This is a genomic window from Rhodococcus sp. IEGM 1241, assembly GCF_033142365.1.
Lineage (GTDB): Bacteria > Actinomycetota > Actinomycetes > Mycobacteriales > Mycobacteriaceae > Rhodococcus_F > Rhodococcus_F erythropolis.
Genome location: NZ_JAWLSE010000001.1, coordinates 528,802 through 545,059, shown reverse-complemented (window position 1 = coordinate 545,059; position 16,258 = coordinate 528,802). Strand labels below are relative to the sequence as shown.

16 protein-coding genes are annotated in these 16,258 nt (G+C 62.9%); 4 read left to right on the top strand and 12 right to left on the bottom strand.

Going from position 1 to position 16,258, the window contains the following annotated elements:
* Positions 1-36: 36 nt before the first annotated feature.
* From R4P70_RS02515 to R4P70_RS02500, 4 genes are all read left to right on the top strand, one after another.
* Positions 37-720 (top strand): GntR family transcriptional regulator, encoded by a 684-nt coding sequence (locus R4P70_RS02515; RefSeq protein WP_019745689.1) that lies wholly within the window; start codon positions 37-39, stop codon positions 718-720.
* Between the two features lie 62 nt (positions 721-782).
* Complete coding sequence (locus tag R4P70_RS02510; protein ID WP_019745690.1) at positions 783-1,160, top strand: ArsR/SmtB family transcription factor; 378 nt, start codon at positions 783-785, stop codon at positions 1,158-1,160.
* Positions 1,157-1,753 (top strand): SRPBCC domain-containing protein, encoded by a 597-nt coding sequence (locus R4P70_RS02505; protein WP_317830343.1) that lies wholly within the window; start codon positions 1,157-1,159, stop codon positions 1,751-1,753. Before R4P70_RS02510 ends, R4P70_RS02505 begins: the two co-directional genes overlap by 4 nt.
* A gap of 133 nt (positions 1,754-1,886) precedes the next feature.
* The gene (locus R4P70_RS02500; protein ID WP_317830342.1) at positions 1,887-3,926 is read left to right on the top strand and encodes a YhgE/Pip domain-containing protein; all 2,040 of its coding nucleotides are present in this window, start codon (positions 1,887-1,889) and stop codon (positions 3,924-3,926) included.
* 22 nt (positions 3,927-3,948) lie between these two features.
* On the opposite strand, the gene R4P70_RS02495 is transcribed toward R4P70_RS02500, so the two are convergent.
* From R4P70_RS02495 to R4P70_RS02440, 12 genes are all read right to left on the bottom strand, one after another.
* Positions 3,949-5,148, bottom strand: a complete 1,200-nt coding sequence (locus R4P70_RS02495) for a DUF4185 domain-containing protein (protein WP_317830341.1) — start codon at positions 5,146-5,148, stop codon at positions 3,949-3,951.
* Between the two features lie 170 nt (positions 5,149-5,318).
* Positions 5,319-6,104 carry a RhlG family 3-oxoacyl-ACP reductase gene (locus tag R4P70_RS02490; RefSeq protein ID WP_020909426.1) on the bottom strand — a complete coding sequence of 262 codons (786 nt, stop codon included), beginning with the start codon at positions 6,102-6,104 and terminating at the stop codon, positions 5,319-5,321.
* Positions 6,101-7,300: an acetyl-CoA C-acyltransferase gene (locus tag R4P70_RS02485; RefSeq protein WP_029256469.1), complete on the bottom strand. Its 1,200-nt coding sequence runs from the start codon at positions 7,298-7,300 to the stop codon at positions 6,101-6,103. The genes R4P70_RS02490 and R4P70_RS02485 overlap by 4 nt, the downstream gene beginning before the upstream one ends.
* Before the next feature lie 80 nt (positions 7,301-7,380).
* On the bottom strand, positions 7,381-8,364 hold the full coding sequence (locus R4P70_RS02480) for an NADPH:quinone oxidoreductase family protein (protein ID WP_317830340.1): 984 nt from the start codon (positions 8,362-8,364) through the stop codon (positions 7,381-7,383).
* Between the two features lie 31 nt (positions 8,365-8,395).
* Positions 8,396-9,493 (bottom strand): acyl-CoA dehydrogenase family protein, encoded by a 1,098-nt coding sequence (locus R4P70_RS02475; protein WP_317830339.1) that lies wholly within the window; start codon positions 9,491-9,493, stop codon positions 8,396-8,398.
* Positions 9,490-10,683, bottom strand: coding sequence for an acyl-CoA dehydrogenase family protein (locus tag R4P70_RS02470; RefSeq protein ID WP_317830338.1), 1,194 nt, complete (start codon positions 10,681-10,683; stop codon positions 9,490-9,492). Before R4P70_RS02470 ends, R4P70_RS02475 begins: the two co-directional genes overlap by 4 nt.
* 34 nt (positions 10,684-10,717) lie before the next feature.
* Complete coding sequence (fabG, locus tag R4P70_RS02465; protein ID WP_020909429.1) at positions 10,718-11,476, bottom strand: 3-oxoacyl-ACP reductase FabG; 759 nt, start codon at positions 11,474-11,476, stop codon at positions 10,718-10,720.
* A gap of 45 nt (positions 11,477-11,521) precedes the next feature.
* The gene (locus tag R4P70_RS02460) at positions 11,522-12,556 is read right to left on the bottom strand and encodes a phosphotransferase family protein (protein WP_084325450.1); all 1,035 of its coding nucleotides are present in this window, start codon (positions 12,554-12,556) and stop codon (positions 11,522-11,524) included.
* Positions 12,549-13,331, bottom strand: a complete 783-nt coding sequence (locus R4P70_RS02455) for an SDR family oxidoreductase (RefSeq protein ID WP_019745700.1) — start codon at positions 13,329-13,331, stop codon at positions 12,549-12,551. The genes R4P70_RS02460 and R4P70_RS02455 overlap by 8 nt, the downstream gene beginning before the upstream one ends.
* A gap of 1 nt (position 13,332) precedes the next feature.
* On the bottom strand, positions 13,333-14,553 hold the full coding sequence (locus tag R4P70_RS02450; protein WP_019745701.1) for an acyl-CoA dehydrogenase family protein: 1,221 nt from the start codon (positions 14,551-14,553) through the stop codon (positions 13,333-13,335).
* Positions 14,540-15,343, bottom strand: coding sequence for an enoyl-CoA hydratase-related protein (locus R4P70_RS02445; protein ID WP_019745702.1), 804 nt, complete (start codon positions 15,341-15,343; stop codon positions 14,540-14,542). The genes R4P70_RS02450 and R4P70_RS02445 overlap by 14 nt, the downstream gene beginning before the upstream one ends.
* Entirely contained in the window at positions 15,340-16,161 is an 822-nt protein-coding gene (locus R4P70_RS02440; RefSeq protein ID WP_317830337.1) for an SDR family oxidoreductase, read from the bottom strand. The genes R4P70_RS02445 and R4P70_RS02440 overlap by 4 nt, the downstream gene beginning before the upstream one ends.
* Positions 16,162-16,258: the final 97 nt, after the last annotated feature.

The window sequence follows — 16,258 nt, the reverse complement described above, 5'->3', positions numbered from 1 at the left end:
CCTGCGACAAGCAACGTGCAGAGTACGATATCCAGTATGTTGCGTGGCGGTAAACCGGTTGAGCGAGCACGAATGAGCGACATCGCTCTCGAACGCATTCGCGAAGCGATCGTCACCGGTGAACTGGCGCCGGGCTCGAAGATCAAGGACAGCGAACTCGCCGAGTATCTGGGATTGAGCAGAACTCCGGTCCGCGAAGCGCTCGCAAGGCTGGTCGACACCGGACTCGTGGAAGCGAAGCCCGGTGCGTACACGCGCATCACCACCCTCGACCGCGGCGACGTCGAGGCAACACTCGCAGTCATCGAAGCTCTCGACCAACTGGCCGTCGTCACCGCTGTACCGAACCTCACCGACGAGATGATCGGGGCGATGCGCTCCGCCAACAAAGACTTCGCCGCTGCCGTCAAGCGAAACGACATAGGCCGAGCGCTGACCGCGGACGATCGCCTACACAGCGTCATCATCGACGCTGCGGCAAATCCGCTGTTGAAGAAGCTGATTCACCAGGTTCACCCACAAATTCACCGCATCTACTACCGCAAGTTCTCGAGCCTTCTCGGCAGCCAGGACTCCGTCGACCATCACAACAAGCTGATCGAGCTGTGCGCAGACCACGATGCCGAGGCGGCAGCGACACTGTCGGCCGAACATCGACGCCATCTCGGCGGGCTGATCGGTGAACTCTTCGACGCCGACGAGTTCGCGCTCTCGGACTGACCGACGCCCGAATACAAGTTTCGGCGCTTGCCTATATTGGCCATTACCGATATAAATGACTGGTGCATGCGTTCGACGTTCTCGGAGACCCAGTTCGGCGAAGAATCATGGAAATCCTGTCCAGCGGCGAGCGCTCGGCGGGTCAGATCGCCGAAGTCGTGGCAGCGGAGTTCGGAATCTCGCAACCGACCGCGTCCGGGCACCTGCGAGTGCTCCGAGAAAACGGATTCGCCACAGTCCGCAGCGAAGGCACCAGGCGTCTCTATGCCGTCGAGCCCGCGCCATTGCAAGAAGTGGACCAATGGCTCGACGGATTCCGGCAGTTCTGGAGCGGTCCTCTCGACGCATTGGCCACAGAACTCGCACGAGGGAAACGACGCGGCTCCGAGCGGAGCAGATCTTCACAATCGAATTCTTCCGACGAAGGAGACTCACAATGACCGAGATCGCGAACCAGGACACCAGCCTCACCGCGGTAGAGCGGAGCATGGGCAACCGCGACATCGCAGAAGGTGTGGCTCGAACTGCCGTACTCAAGCGCCGCTACAACGCGTCGGTCGACGACGTCTGGGACGCCATCACGACCCCTGACCGCATCAACCGTTTCTTCCTTCCGGTGAGCGGAGACTTCCAGGTGGGCGGCTCGTACGCCTTCGAAGGCCAGGCAAGTGGCGAGATCCTGGCCTGCGACGCCCCACACCTGCTGCGACTGCAGTGGACGCCGCCCGGCGATCGCGGATACAGCGATCAGGTCGAGATCCGGCTGACTGCAGACGGCCCCGACGCCACCTGGCTCGAGTTGGAGCACGCCTCCGTCGCCGATGTCTTCCGCAACGACCCTGACACCGGCTGCTACGGCGTCGGAACCGGCTGGGAAGGCCCACTTCACTACCTGGGCGAATACTTGCGCGGCACTCTCCCTGATGCGCCGAGCACCGAGTGGTACACCTTCGACGAAGCAGAGGAGCTTCGTCTCGCCAACTTCCGCGGGTGGGAGTGGGCAAAGATCGAGGCAGAGCACGGCGGCCGATAACGCCCAATTCTTCGAAAACGGTCACAGGATGGCCGTTTGCTTTGTATCGTGACCGAGCTGGACGTATGTCCAGCAGTTTTGGTGGCTTTCTTTCGTGCCACAACTGCTTCGGTCCACGAGAAGAGAGCTCCACATGGCGCCACAACCCGTAGTCGACAACGCGGCCACGACGCGACGCACGCACATCATCCGGACAGTTCTCGCTGTCCTCGTCATCGCACCGCTGTCGATTGCGGCGTTCTACATGTGGGCACTGTGGGATCCGGGCGACACGGTCAACCGCTTGCCCGTCGCCATCGTCAACGCCGATGCCGGCACAGAACTCGACGGAACACGTCTGCAAGCCGGCGATGAAGTTGTTGCCGCGCTCGTCGAGAGCGGAGACGTTGCATGGAAGGTCGTCTCGGAACAGGAAGCCGCCGACGGCGTCAACGACGGCACCTACTACTTCTCGGTCGTCATTCCCAAGACTTTCAGCGCAGACGTGGCCAGTGCCGCATCGGGTTCGGGCCGCAAGGCCGAACTCGACGTCTTGTACAACGATTACAACAGTCTGGTCGCCGGCCCGGTCGGTGAAAGCATCATCGCTCAGGTGCGCTCGGCGGTCTCCGAGTCGATCGGCGAGCAGTCCATCGACCAGGTGCTGGTCGGGTTGGGTGAACTCGGAACAGGATTCGGTGAAGCAGCCGCTGGCGCGCAACAACTCTCCGACGGATCCTCCGAAGCACTCGCCGGAACCAACGAGCTCTACGCGGGAAGCAAGGAACTCGCCACCGGCATGGGTGAAGCGAATCAAGGCGGCAAGGAGCTGGCCGCCGGAGCCGGCGAGCTGGCTGCTGGAGCGAACGAAGCTGCTGCAGGCTCGGGCGAGCTGAGCAGCGGACTCAACCAGTTGGTCGGGGGAACCGACGAACTCGGCGCAGGAGCCCTTCAGATCAGCGAAGTGGTCGACATGGTCACCACCCCGGTACTCGACCTCGCGGGGTCCTCGGACGCCGTCGTCGGTCAGATCGACGCCCTCACGTCGATGCTTCGAAACTCGGCTGATCCGGTCTCCGCCGGACTCGTCGAAGCCCTGGGTGGACTGCGGGCTTCCCTGGCTGCACAACCGTCGGACGACGACGTGATCGGTCAGCTCGGCCAGCTTCGCGACGGTGCGCGGGAGATCTCGCGCCAACTCACTGATCCGAGCAGCGACTACCGTGGCGGGCTTCTTGCCGCGGCGGCCGGTGCAGGTGAACTCAACACGGGACTAGGCCAACTGTCCGACGGCGCAGGCCAACTCGCTACCGGCGCACAGCAACTCTCCACCGGCCTCGGGCAGTTGGACACCGGAAGTATTGCGCTCCGTGACGGTCTCGGGCAGCTATCGGCCGGCGTCGGCGAGCTCGACGCGGGCAGCGCAGAACTCGCCACCGGTTTGTCCGACGGCGCCGCCCAGGTGCCGCAGTTCTCGGACGACGAACGCGCCACCACAGCCAATCTGCTCTCGTCCCCGGTTGCCGTCGACGCGCGGAACAACTATCCCGCAGCCGGTTTCGGACCGGGAGCCGTCCCTGCCGTGATCTCGGTGGCACTGTTCCTGTGCGGAATTCTCACGTGGTTCGTCGTCCGTCCACGACGCGGACGTTCACTGAACTCGCACACCAGCGTGGTGCGTGAGGGGCTGCGCCGCTACCGCATTCCCGCCCTGGTCACCTTGGTCGCGGCGCTCGTGTTGTCGGTGGTGTCACTGACCGTGGCAAACGTCGAACCACCTAGTGTTCTGGCGATGATCGCAGTGATGATCCTGGTGGGTGCCGCCGCGGTCAGCTCGGGCAGGCTCTTCACCGTTGTGTTCGGAGCCGTCAACGGAACCTTCATCGCTCTGGGCGCCTTGATGATTCAGATCTTCGCCTTCGGCGCGGTGTACCCCATCGAACAGATGCCGACGGTTCTGCAGTGGCTGCACGCCCTGATGCCACTCACGTGGGCGCGCAACGCCATGCGTATGGTCCTTGTCGGATACTACGGCCCGAAATTCTGGGTGGCGGTAATCGCTCTGGCTGCCTTGGTGATCGGAGCCGTCCTGTTCACCATCTGGTGGCGCCGCCGACAAGAACCGCCGACCGACGCCGATGACGACGCGCCGATCACCGAGGAGATCGTGTACCTCCAACCAACGCAAATGTAAATCTGCGCAAACGTGAGTCGGATCAGCGAACGAGCGTCGTGCGCATCAACATGACGTTGTAGTCGGCCCACGTGGTGGCAAGGAAGTACAGATCCGAACCACTGGACCACGGGTGGATGTATGCAGCGTAGATACCGGGAACCTCGACCAGATTGACCAATGTTTCCGGTGCCGTCCACGGACCGACCGGACTGGGAGCGGTTCGCATCACGATCGAACTGAACGCGTCGGCGTACATCGCCACGAACTTGCCGAGGAACTCGTTGTACTGAACGGAGATCTCCCCGATGCGGCCGTCCATGACGGGTACGGCCGCAGCGGGATCGGCACGGATCCAGCCGTTTCCGTTCCAGTACTCGTAGGCGGAAAGATCGAGGATCGCCCCCTCGGGCGCGCGAGAAAGTCGAACCTCGCCGGATCGTCCCGCGGGGGTTCCGTAGTTGTAGACGAACCCGCCGTCCTTCACCATCGAGCTCATCTGGAAGTTCTCGCTACCGGCGACGGGGGCGACACCCGCGGGAAGAGCCCCACCGATGTTGGGGCGCAGCGTCTCCGGACGCGTGGTCCACGTCTCGCCGTTGTCCGAGGAGGTGGCAATCTGTGAGTAGTTTGTACTCCACTGCCCGGCCTCGCCCCAGTTGCGCACCGACATGTAGCTCAGATACTGCACACCGTTCACTGCTATGCCGCTCGTGGGGATACTGGAAGCCTCGACGCCCGGAATCTTCAGACCGGAGATGATCTCACGCGCCTGACCGGTACCGTCCTTCGGCGCGCTGTCGATGCGCATCCCGTCGGCAAGTACCCGATCCGAGCTGCGGAAGAGCACATTACTTCGCCACTCGCCCACCAAACCGTCGCAGGTGGGGTTACGACTGAGCCCGGTGGTATCGCCGAAAGCGGTCAGAATCTGCCCCGCACCGTTGTCCCACATGATGCCCAGGTCGGTGCCCAGGACATTGAAGCGATCAACTGTCTTGTTGGGACTGTATGTGCCGGTGACTTTTTCGATCGCGGTAGTACGACCGGACAGACCTGGCAACCCTCCGGTGTTGCCGTTGAGCCACGGCGCCGCATTGGCCGGACCTCCACTACTACCGACGCCACTGACTCCGACGCATCCCGGCGCAGCCATCGCCGGCGAAGCCACCGCCGTGACGGCAGCAGCTGCCAGAGCAGCAACTACCCCGAACACCCCCAACGATCTCCCCGCGCGAAACATGACTCCCCCATGGCCGGGATTGTTGGTGTTGTCGTCGTTCCCCCCGAACCTCGGACAATCTAGCAACTGCAGTCACAGATAACCCAATCAGACAAAGACGCGAAAAGACCTGAAAGTCATAGTAGTTCAGACTTTCAGGCCTTTTCGGACAGAGAAGATCAGTCAGTAGGTCAGCGCGCTCCGCTCGCACCGCCGTCGAGTGGAATCACCGCGCCGGTCAGATAAGCCCCGGCACGTGAAGCCAGGAAGATGGCAAGACCTGCAGCATCCTGGGGAGTTCCGACCCTGCCCAACGGGACCGAGTCCGCCACAGCCTTTGCACTCTGCTCGTCCTCGAGGAGGAATGCCATCATCTTCGACGGGAACGGGCCCGGCGCAATGGCATTGACCGTGATCTGTTCCCCCGCAAGCGTTGCCGCGAGCTTGCGCGTCAACATGTGCACCGCAGCCTTACTGGCTCCGTACGAGAAGTTCTCCGAACCCGACACCACGAGTCCGTCGATCGATCCGATATTGATCACGCGCGCGGGATCTTCCGCAGTGGCCGCAGAACGCAACTGCGGCAACAGCTTCTGCGTCAAGAGGAAGATTGCCTTGACATTGATGTCGAAAATCTTGTCGAAGCCGGCGGCCGGAAAATCGTCGACGGGAGCTCCCCACGTGGCACCGGCGTTGTTGACCAGTACGTCGAGCGTCGGCGAAATCTCGGCGACCTTCGCAGCGAGGCTCTCGATCCCCTCGTCCGTGGACAGATCGGCCGGATGCGAAATGCAGGTGCCGAACTCCGAAAGCTCTCGCGCGGCTTCGTCACAGGCTTCGGCTTTTCGGGCCGAAATGACGACCGTCGCTCCGCCTTCGACAAATCCGCGAGCGATCATGTATCCGATGCCGCGTGATCCACCGGTGACCACAACGGTCTTGCCACTGACGTCGAACAGTCCCTCGATCAAGCTCATGCGACCTCGAAAAGCCCGGCAGCACCCATGCCGCCGCCGATGCACATGGTCACCACCACGAGCTTGGCTCCGCGCCGTTTTCCTTCCAGAAGAGCATGGCCGACCAGACGAGCACCCGTCATTCCGTACGGATGGCCGACGGAGATACCGCCGCCGTCGACGTTGTACTTCTCGGGATCGATCCCGAGCTTGTCGCGGCAGTACAGGGCCTGAGAGGCGAAGGCCTCGTTGAGTTCCCAGAGATCGATGTCGTCGACCTTCAGTCCGTGAAGATCCAGCAGACGCGGAATCGCGAACACCGGTCCGATGCCCATCTCGTCGGGAGCACAACCCGCGACAGCCATCCCACGGTAGATACCGAGAGGAGCCAACCCGCGGCGTTCCGCCTCGCCCGCCTCCATCAGCACCGAAGCGGAGGCACCGTCCGAGAGCTGAGACGAGTTGCCCGCAGTGATGGAGGAATGCGCACTGACAGTCCCGTCGGCCAGAACCGGTCGCAGACTCGACAGCCCTTCCAACGTGGTGGAAGCGCGGTTGCCTTCGTCCAGGGTCAGCGTCACGGACTCGCTGCGGATCTCACCCGTCTCCTTGTCCTGCACCTGCTTGATCGAGGGCAGCGGGACGATCTCGAGATCGAACCGACCTGCGTTCTGAGCTGCTGCGGTTCGCTGCTGCGAGACGAGCGCGAACTCGTCCTGCTGCTCGCGGGTCACTCCGTAGCGCTCGGCGACGATCTCGGCCGTGTGCAGCATCGGCATGTAGATCGACGGCTTGTTTTCCTTCAGCCACGGATCAGCCGCGCGGAAGTTGTTCATATGATCGTTCTGGACCAACGAGATCGATTCGACTCCGCCGCCGACCGCGATCTGCATTCCGTCGTCCACGATCTGCTTTGCTGCGGTCGCGATGGCCATGAGCCCGGACGAGCACTGACGATCGATCGTCATTCCGGAAACCGAGTCCGGAAGCCCGGCCCGCAGCACCGCTTGCCGTGCGACGTTGCCGCCGGAAGATCCCTGCTGCAGCGCGGCGCCGAGGATGACGTCCTCGACCTCGCCGCCCTCGAGGCCCGCGCGCTGAACTGCATTCGAAATAGCATGTGCAGCAAGCTCTTGAGCCTGAGTGTTGTTGAACGCGCCGCGGTACGCCTTACCGATCGGGGTACGGGCGGTGGAAACGATGACAGCTTGCCTCATCGGGGAAACCTTTCGTCGAACACGAAGTGCTGTGCGCCTTTATTAACCGCCGGGGGTTAATAAAGGCGCACAGCAAAGAATCAGGGCTGGAACACGACGCGACCGACAGTGGTGCCGTCGCCGAGGCGACCGATACCGTCGGCAACGTCCGTCAACGACAACCGCTCACTGATCAGTGGTTTGACCAAGCCGGCATCGGCGAGCCTGGTGAGCTCGACGTGGCAGTCGTCGATGGCCTGCTGGTTGTAGGCCTTGTACAGCCCCCAGTGCAGTCCGATGATCGAATAGTTCTTGATGAGAGCGTGATTGAGTGCCGGCTGCGGGATCGTGCCACCAGCGAAGCCGATGATGACGATCCGTCCCTCGAAGGCGATGCACTTGGTGGACTTCGCGTAGGCGTCGCCGCCGACCGGATCGAAGACCACGTCGGCGCCCTTGCCGCCGGTGAACTCCTTGACCGCTGCCACGAAGTCCTCACTGTGACGGTCGACGACGAGGTCTGCGCCGAGCTTGCGCGCGTACTCGGCCTTGTCCGGGCCGCCGACGACGCCGATGACCTTGGCGCCTGCCGCCTTGCCGAGTTGCACTGCCGCACTACCGACACCACCCGCAGCAGCGTGGACCAACAACGTCTCACCCTCGAGCAGTTGGGTGCGGCGATGCAGAGCGAACCACGCTGTCTGATAGCCGATGCTCAGAGCGGATGCTTCCGCGTCGTCGAGAGCCGACGGCGCCGGGAACGTGTTGTTCTGATCCAGTACCGAGTACTCGGCGAATCCGCCGGACGGCAGACTCGGATTACCGATCACCCGGGCCCCCACTGCGAACTTGGTCACCGATTCACCGACCGAGACCACTTCACCACACAGTTCGACACCGGGTGTGAAGGGCAGCGGCGGCTTGATCTGGTACTCACCCCGGCACATGAGGACGTCGGGGAAGTTGGCCGGAGCCGCCAGCACCTTGACCAACATCTCCGTCGCATTCGGGGTGGGATCCGCGGTCTCCTCCAACGCGAGCACATCGCGGGGTTGACCGAGTTCGTTGACGCGCCAAGCCTTCACAGCAATTCTCCAGACAGATAGTGGGTGAGTTTCAGGACGAGATCGGGAGGTCGACCAACTCGGCGAGGCGTGCCCGATGCTGATACGCGGTTCCCAGCGACAGCTGATCGCTCTTCGCCCGTTTGAGGTACAGGTGCGCCGGATACTCCCACGTCATTCCGATACCACCATGAAGTTGGACGCATTCCTCCGCAGCATGAACCGCGACGCCGCTGCAGAATGCCTGGGCCACCGTCGCTGCGATCGCCGCATCGGCGTCGCCGCGTGCATAGGTGTCCGCCGCATATCGTGCTGCCGCTCCCGAAGAGCTGACTTCGAGCCAGAGATCGGCGAGGCGGTGCTTGATCGCCTGGTACGAACCGATCGCCCGGCCGAACTGCTTGCGCTCCTTGACATACGCGAGAGTCGTTTCGAGGCACCACTGAGCTACAGCGAACTGTTCGGACGCCAAAAGTGCGCTTCCGCAGAGCAACGCTTCCTCAACCGCTTGCGCCGCATTGCCGCTGTCGACACGGACCGACGACGAACCCGAGAACTCGACGTCCGCCAATCGGCGCGTCATGTCCAGGGACAGAACCGGCGTGACGGTAGCGTCGGCGATCCGAACGGTGTGCAGCTCCAGGCCGCTCTCACCGGCAACCGGAACAACAAGAACATCGGACTCGGCGACGCCGGCAACCGTCGTGACGCTGCCGACGAGTCCACTCGCCGTTACCTTGACAGTAGGTGTGAAAGTTCCTGGTGCAGTGGACAACGGGACGACCAGAGCAGCCGTCGAATCCCCCGCTGCCAATTGACCGAGCACATCGGTCTCGCCGGCCTTCAGCAACGCCGTCGTCGCCAGCACCGCGCTGGAGAAGAACGGAACGGGAGCGACCGCACGTCCGATCTCCTCCATCACGACCGCCGCCTCACGCGTCGACGCACCTGCACCGCCCAGTTCCTCGGGTACCAGCAGTCCCGCCAAACCGAGTTCCGACGCCAGCGACTTCCACAGCCCGGTGAAGTCGGCGGACACGTCGTCGTACGCCGTGACCACGGTGTCGGCGCCGGCCCGCTCGCTCAGCAGTCGTCTGACGCTGGCTCGCAGATCTTGTTCGGTCTCGGAGTACAGCAGATCGGCGCTCATCGGGGTAGGTCCTTCCAGGCGATGTCCTTGTCGACGCGATGCTCGGGCGGCAACCCGAGTACACGTTCTGCGATGACGTTGCGCAGGATCTCCGACGTTCCGCCCTCGATCGAATTGCCCTTGGCTCGCAGGTACCGGTATCCGGGTTCACGCCCGGTGAAGTCGACGGAATCCGGTCGACGCAGCGTCCAGTCGTCGTAGCGCAGACCGGCTTCGCCGTGCAGCTCGAGGTCGAAACCCGAAATCTGCTGAGCCAAACCGGCAAACGCGAGCTTCATTCCCGAGCCTTCGGGGCCGGGCTGGCCGGCGGCGAGCTGCTGGCGCAGTCGCTCACCGGTCAGACGCGCAACTTCGGATTCGGTCCAGAGCCGCATCAACTCGTCGTGCATCGCCGGATTACGCAGCTCGGGCTCGTCACGCCAGGCCTGAACGACCTTTCCGATCATGCCTCCCTCACGCGGTGCGCCCGAACCGATGGCAACACGCTCGTTGTTCAGGGTGGTGGTCGCAACCTTCCACCCCTGGCCTTCGGCTCCGAGGCGATTGGCGTCCGGAATCCTGACGTCCGTGAGGAATACCTCGTTGAATTCGGCCTCGCCGGTGATCTGACGCAGCGGCCGGACATCGACGCCCGGGTCGGTCATGTCGCAGATGAAGTAGCTCAGACCCGCATGCTTGGAACGTGACGGATCGGTCCTGGCCACGAGAATCGCCAGCTGCGCATTCTGCGCGCCCGACGTCCATACCTTCTGCCCGTTGACTATCCAGTCGTCGCCGTCGCGGACGGCGCGGGTAGCGACGGCCGCGAGGTCCGACCCTGCGCCCGGTTCACTGAACAGCTGGCAGTAGACCGTCTCCGCAGTCCACAACGGGCGCAGGAACTTCTGCTTCTGCTCCTCGGTACCGAAGGCGGCGATGGTCGGTGCCGCCATGCCGAGTCCGATGCCGTTCTTGCCGGTGGCCGGGCCGGGTGCGCCGGCGGCCTCCAGCTGAGCGTTCACCTGACGCTGAAAGCTCTGCGGTACACCGAGTCCCCCATGACCTTCGGGGAAATGAACCCACGCCAGTCCGGCGTCGAATCGTGCGCCGAGGAAATCCGACACCGACACACGGTTCGGATCATTCTCCGCGAGAAGCGTGTTCACCTTTTCGGTGAGATCACGCGATACTGCCTCTTCGTCGAAAGCCATGCCCATTCCTTCGGTTCGAGCGGTGAGCGGACGGTCAGTCCTTGGGTCCACCGGCGACGTAGACGACCTGACCGGAAACGAAGCCCGCGCCTTCACTGACGAAGAACGACGCGGTGTGCGCGATGTCCTCGGGCTGACCGACGCGGTTGACCGGAATCTGCGAAGCGGCAGCGGTCTTGAAGTCCTCGAAGCCGACTCCCATGCGCTCTGCCGTTGCGGCGGTCATCTCGGTTTCGATGAATCCGGGGGCAATGGCGTTGGCGGTGACGCCGAACTTGCCCAATTCGAAGGCCAATGTCTTGGTGAATCCCTGCATGCCGGCCTTGGCTGCGGAGTAATTGACCTGTCCGCGGTTGCCGAGAGCCGACGTGCTCGAGAGGTTCACGATGCGGCCGAACTTCGCTTCCACCATGTACTTCTGCACCGCGCGCGACATGAGGAACGCTCCGCGCAGATGGACGTTCATCACCGAATCCCACTCGGCAACGCTCATCTTGAACAGAAGGTTGTCGCGAGTGATGCCGGCATTGTTGATCAGCACGGTAGGTGCACCGAGTTCCGCGGCAACACGATCCACCGCTGCAGCAACCGAAGCCTCGTCGGAGACGTCAGCGCCGACGGCCAATGCCTGGCCGCCTGCGGCCTTGATCGCGTCGACGGTTCCGGCACACGCTGCTTCGTCGAGGTCCAGCACGGCAACGGCAAAGCCGTCTTCCGACAGTCGCTTGGCCACTGCCGCACCGATTCCGCGTGCTGCACCCGTGACAATTGCGGTTCTACGTTCCTGGCTCACTGGCCCTCCATAATTTCGTGATTCGACGGACACCGGACGATCTCGTCAGATCCCGGCCTGATCTGCAATTTCCCTGGCTTTGGCTACCAAGGCGTCAATACGTTCCACGGTGGGAGTTCCGCTCTCGGCGGCATTCTGCGGTTCGTCGCGGGCGCGACGCATCACGCCCTCGGCGATCACGGCGATCTTCCACAGCCCCAAGGTGTGCCAGAACTTCAGCGCAGCCGGATCCCGTCCGGTGGCCTCGAGATAGATCCGGGAGATCTCCTCTCGCGAAGGGAATCCCGGGAGCGCTGACGCCGGGAAATCGCCACCAGTGTCCTCCCCGGCCGCCGGCCAGTACGCCAACAAGCTTCCGACATCGGCCAACGGATCACCGAGTGTGCAGAGTTCCCAGTCGAGGGCCGCGACAACTTCGCCGTTCTCAGCGGAGGTGATCACGTTGCGTAGGTGAAAGTCGCCGTGCACCAACGTGGTTTCGGTGTGAGCCGGCTGAGCTGCAATGAGACGTCGGGTGAGATCGTCCAGGTCAGGGCATTCCCGCGTCTTCGACTGTTCCCACTGTCCGCCCCAGCGCTTCAGCTGCCGTGCAGCGTAGGGCTTGTGGCTTGCCAGGTCGTCGAGACCGGCCTGTTCGAGGTCGACGGCGTGTATCTTCGCCAGCGTCTGAGCGAGCGAGATTCCGATTGCCCGGCGACGATCTTCCGACAACGCCTCCGCAAGAGGCATTCGGTCCACCACTTCGCCGTCCACGAATTCCATGAGGAGCAGCGGAACTTCGGTGACGGCTGGATCCTCGGTCAACCCGAATACTCGCGGCGAAGGCACGTCGGTGGATTCGAGAGCGCTCAGGATTCGAGCTTCGCGCGCCACGTCGTGAGCCGAGGCCAGCAGGTGCCCCAGAGGTGGGCGTCGTAGCACCCAGCGATTGCCGTCTTGATCGCGAACCAGGTACGTGAGATTCGACTGCCCCAGGCCGATTCGATCGAAGGACAACGGCCCGGTGAAGTCGATCCCCAGGCCTGCTATCCACCCGGTGACCGCTTCGGTATCGAGTCCCACTACTCCGACGCTAGCCACCGACGGACGCTCCCTGCCGGAACGGGAGTGCGTCACCCAACAACTGGCCACCGTCAATGGTCATGATCTCGCCGGTGATCCACTGGGCTGCATCCGAAACCAGGAAGGCGATGGCAGCGGCCACGTCCTCGGGTTCACCGATGCGTCCGAGAGCGGTCGACGCGGACACCGCTTCTTCATGTTCTTTCCACAGAGCTTCGGCGAGTTTGGTTCTCACCACTCCCGGAGCAACGGCGTTGACACGAATCTTCGGTGACAACTCGAGCGCCAACTGCTTGGTGATGTGGATCAGAGCAGCCTTCGACGCGTTGTACGTACCGATCCCGGCCTCGAACGCCATGCCGCCGATCGAGGCGGTGTTGACCACGGAACCACCGTGCTCGCCCATCCAGGCCCGCGCTGCCAGGCCGGTCCACAGGACTGGAGCCCACACGTTGACGTCGAAGGTCTTGGCGAAGCGCGAGTGATCCTGGTTGATGATCGGCCCGAACGACGGGTTGGTGCCCGCGTTGTTCACCAAGATGTCGAGACTGCCGAAACGCTCGATCGTCTGCTCGACGCACTTGCTGGCAGCATCCTCGTCCGTCGCGTGAGCGCCGACGCCGATCGCGTTGCCGTTCACCTGCGCGGCAGCCGCATCTGCGGATTCCTGTGAGCGCGAGGTCAGTACGACGTTTCCGCCCGCCGCCGCAATCGCCTGCGCGGTCGCGAGGCCGATGCCCCGCGATGCGCCTGTGACGATTGCCGTCTTACCGGTGAGATCCAGTCCTGCCATGTCAGTTCGCCTTGACTTCGCGGTACTTGCGCAGTTCCTGCTTGGCGATGGCGCGCTTGTGCACCTCGTCCGGGCCGTCAGCCAGGCGAAGGGTGCGCATGTGGGCGTAAGCCATCGCGAGCGGGAAGTCGTCCGTGACGCCGCCGCCGCCGTGAACCTGGATGGCGCGGTCGATGATCTTGAGCGCGATGTTCGGCGCTGCAACCTTGATGGCTGCGATCTCGGTGCGCGCTTCCTTGTTGCCCACCGTGTCCATCATGTGAGCGGCCTTGAGCGTGAGGAGTCGAACCATCTCGATGTCGATACGAGCCTCGGCGATCCAGTCCTGGATATTCGCGTTGTCACTGACAGGCTTTCCGAAGGTGATGCGGGTGGATGCGCGCTTGCACATCAGTTCCAGTGCGCGCTCGGCCATTCCGATTGCACGCATGCAGTGGTGGATGCGGCCGGGGCCGAGGCGGGCCTGGCTGATCGCGAATCCTTCGCCCTCGCCGGCGAGAATGTCCTTGGCCGGGACGCGCACGTCCTCGAAAGTGATCTCGCCGTGTCCTTCGCGGTCCTGGTAGCCGAAGACCGGCAGGTTGCGTAGGATCGTGACGCCGGGAGCATCGATCGGAACGACCATCATCGACTGCTGACGGTGGGTGGCGGCATTGAAGTCGGTCTTGCCCATGACGATCAGAACCTTGCAGTTCTGGTGCAAAGCGTTGGAAGCGAACCACTTACGGCCGTTCAGTACGTACTCGTCGCCGTCACGGTCCATGCGAAGCTGGATGTTGGTGGCGTCGGAACTGGCAACCTCGGGCTCGGTCATCGCGAAAGCAGAACGGATTTCGCCTTCGAGAAGCGGCTTGAGGTACTTCTCCTTGTGCTCGTCGGTGCCGAAGAGCGTGAGCACCTCCATGTTTCCCGTGTCCGGAGCGGCGCAGTTGGTGGCTTCGGAAGCCAGGTGGCTGCGACCCATGATCTCCGCGAGCGGTGCGTATTCCAGGTTGGTCAGGCCGGGGCCCCATTCGGGATGCGGGTGAAAGAGGTTCCACAGCCCGCGCGCCTTGGCTTCCTTCTTCAAGTCGTCGATGATCGGCGGCTGGAAGTGCGGGTTACCGGACTCACGCATCTGCTCTTCGTAGACCGCTTCGGCCGGGTAAACGTGCTTGTCCATGAAATCGAGCAGTTCGGCCTGGTACTTCTTGGTGCGATCCGAGAACTCAAACACTGACATGTGAACTCCTGACAGAGAGGGAAGGAAAATTGGGGGCTCGATGTTCGAGATGGCTGTTGACGCCCTCGACGACATCCGGGCCGTGAAATGCATTCAGCATCAGTGATTCCGCACGCCTGGCGGAATCGGTGAAGGTCGAGTGCGCGTCGGCACTCATCTGAGACTTGATGACGGAGAGGGACGTCGGCGAGCAGTTGGCCGCGATGTCCTCGGCGTAAGCAATCGCCGCATCCAGAACGTCACCGCCGCTGACCAGGTGGTCGATCAAACCGATACGGTACGCCTCGTCGGCATCCACCATCCGGCTGGAAAGCAGAAGATCGACTGCTCGACTGTGACCGACCAAGCGGGGCAACATCCAGGAGATGCCGTACTCCGCAATCAGGCCTCGACGCGCGAACGCGGTAGTGAATCGCGTTGCGCTCGAACCGAAACGAACGTCACAGTACAGAGCCTCGACCATTCCGAGCCCTGCGGCGACGCCGTTGACGGCAGCGATCAGCGGCTTGCGAACGGTGGTCGGGAAATCACGGTCCCGTGGTCGGACAAGATCACTTTCGGAGACGTCGCCGACGTTCTTCAAATTGCCGAGGTCAGCCCCCGAGCAGAATCCTCGACCGGAGCCGGTGACAACAATTGCTCGGACACTGGGATCTTCGTCTGCTGCGGCCAAAAGGTCGTAATACTGATCTTCGAGCTCGTTGGTCCACGCGTTGAGAACGCGGGGCCGATTGAATGTCAGGACCAGCACCGCTCCTCTCTGCTCGGAGAGGACGAGTTCCTCGGTCATCGCGTTCCCGCGAGCAGCGACGCCTGGTACCGGCGCATCCCGCGCAGCCAACGGTCGTAGTCGGCGCCCTTCTGCCGGTACATGTCCAGAACGTTCTTGTGCGGAAGGATGAGGAATTCCTCGGCATCTACTGCGGCAAGAACGATTTCGGCGCATTCAGCAGGCTCGAGAACATTGCCTGCCGCAAGCACGGCCCCGGTTGCGGCCTTGCCGACCGGATCGCCGGAGTTCTCGCCTTCGTAGAGAAGCTTGGTGTTGACACCCATCGGACACAGGCAACTGACGCGAACGCCCTGATCTCCGTATGTGATCGAGAGCCACTCGGCAAACGCGACCGCGGCATGTTTGGTCACCGAGTACGCGGCGGACCCAACCTGACTGAGCAAGCCGGCAGCAGAGGCAGTGCTGATGAAGTAGCCTTCCCCGCGCTCGGTCCAACCAGGGACGAGGAGCCTGGCGGCACGAATGTGGGCGCGAACGTTGACGTCGATCGTCGTATCCCAGACGTCCTCACTGATGTCGAGGCCCATGCCACCGGTGACGCCGGCATTGGCGAAGTAGAGGTCGACCGGGCCGAATTCCTTTTCCGCCTGCGCGATGAGGCCCGCAATGACCGTCTCGTCGGAGACGTCGCCACCCGCAGACACTGCTGCGCCGGGATGCTCCATGTTGATCGCCTCTGCCACTGCCGAAGCTGCCGCCCCGTCGAGGTCGGCTACTACGACGCGAGCGCCCTCTGCGGCCAGTCGCTGCGCCAACGCACCGCCGATCCCCCCGCCGCCACCGGTGACAATTGCTACCGTCTGGGCAACCTTCATGAGCGATTCCTCTCGCTTGCGTCATACCTACGCGCTGACAGTGATCCACGTCTCCCCTCATGTATAGTTGAATCCGGCGTCAGTTTCAACCGTCGAA

Coding starts and splice junctions, on each gene's coding strand:
- R4P70_RS02515 (WP_019745689.1), top strand. CDS start 37: ATGTTGCGTGGCGGTAAACCGGTTGAGCGAGCACGAATGAGCGACATC.
- R4P70_RS02505 (WP_317830343.1), top strand. CDS start 1,157: ATGACCGAGATCGCGAACCAGGACACCAGCCTCACCGCGGTAGAGCGG.
- R4P70_RS02500 (WP_317830342.1), top strand. CDS start 1,887: ATGGCGCCACAACCCGTAGTCGACAACGCGGCCACGACGCGACGCACG.
- R4P70_RS02495 (WP_317830341.1), bottom strand. CDS start 5,148: ATGTTTCGCGCGGGGAGATCGTTGGGGGTGTTCGGGGTAGTTGCTGCT.
- R4P70_RS02490 (WP_020909426.1), bottom strand. CDS start 6,104: ATGAGCTTGATCGAGGGACTGTTCGACGTCAGTGGCAAGACCGTTGTG.
- R4P70_RS02485 (WP_029256469.1), bottom strand. CDS start 7,300: ATGAGGCAAGCTGTCATCGTTTCCACCGCCCGTACCCCGATCGGTAAG.
- R4P70_RS02475 (WP_317830339.1), bottom strand. CDS start 9,493: ATGAGCGCCGATCTGCTGTACTCCGAGACCGAACAAGATCTGCGAGCC.
- R4P70_RS02470 (WP_317830338.1), bottom strand. CDS start 10,683: ATGGCTTTCGACGAAGAGGCAGTATCGCGTGATCTCACCGAAAAGGTG.
- R4P70_RS02455 (WP_019745700.1), bottom strand. CDS start 13,331: ATGGCAGGACTGGATCTCACCGGTAAGACGGCAATCGTCACAGGCGCA.
- R4P70_RS02450 (WP_019745701.1), bottom strand. CDS start 14,553: ATGTCAGTGTTTGAGTTCTCGGATCGCACCAAGAAGTACCAGGCCGAA.
- R4P70_RS02445 (WP_019745702.1), bottom strand. CDS start 15,343: ATGACCGAGGAACTCGTCCTCTCCGAGCAGAGAGGAGCGGTGCTGGTC.
- R4P70_RS02440 (WP_317830337.1), bottom strand. CDS start 16,161: ATGAAGGTTGCCCAGACGGTAGCAATTGTCACCGGTGGCGGCGGGGGG.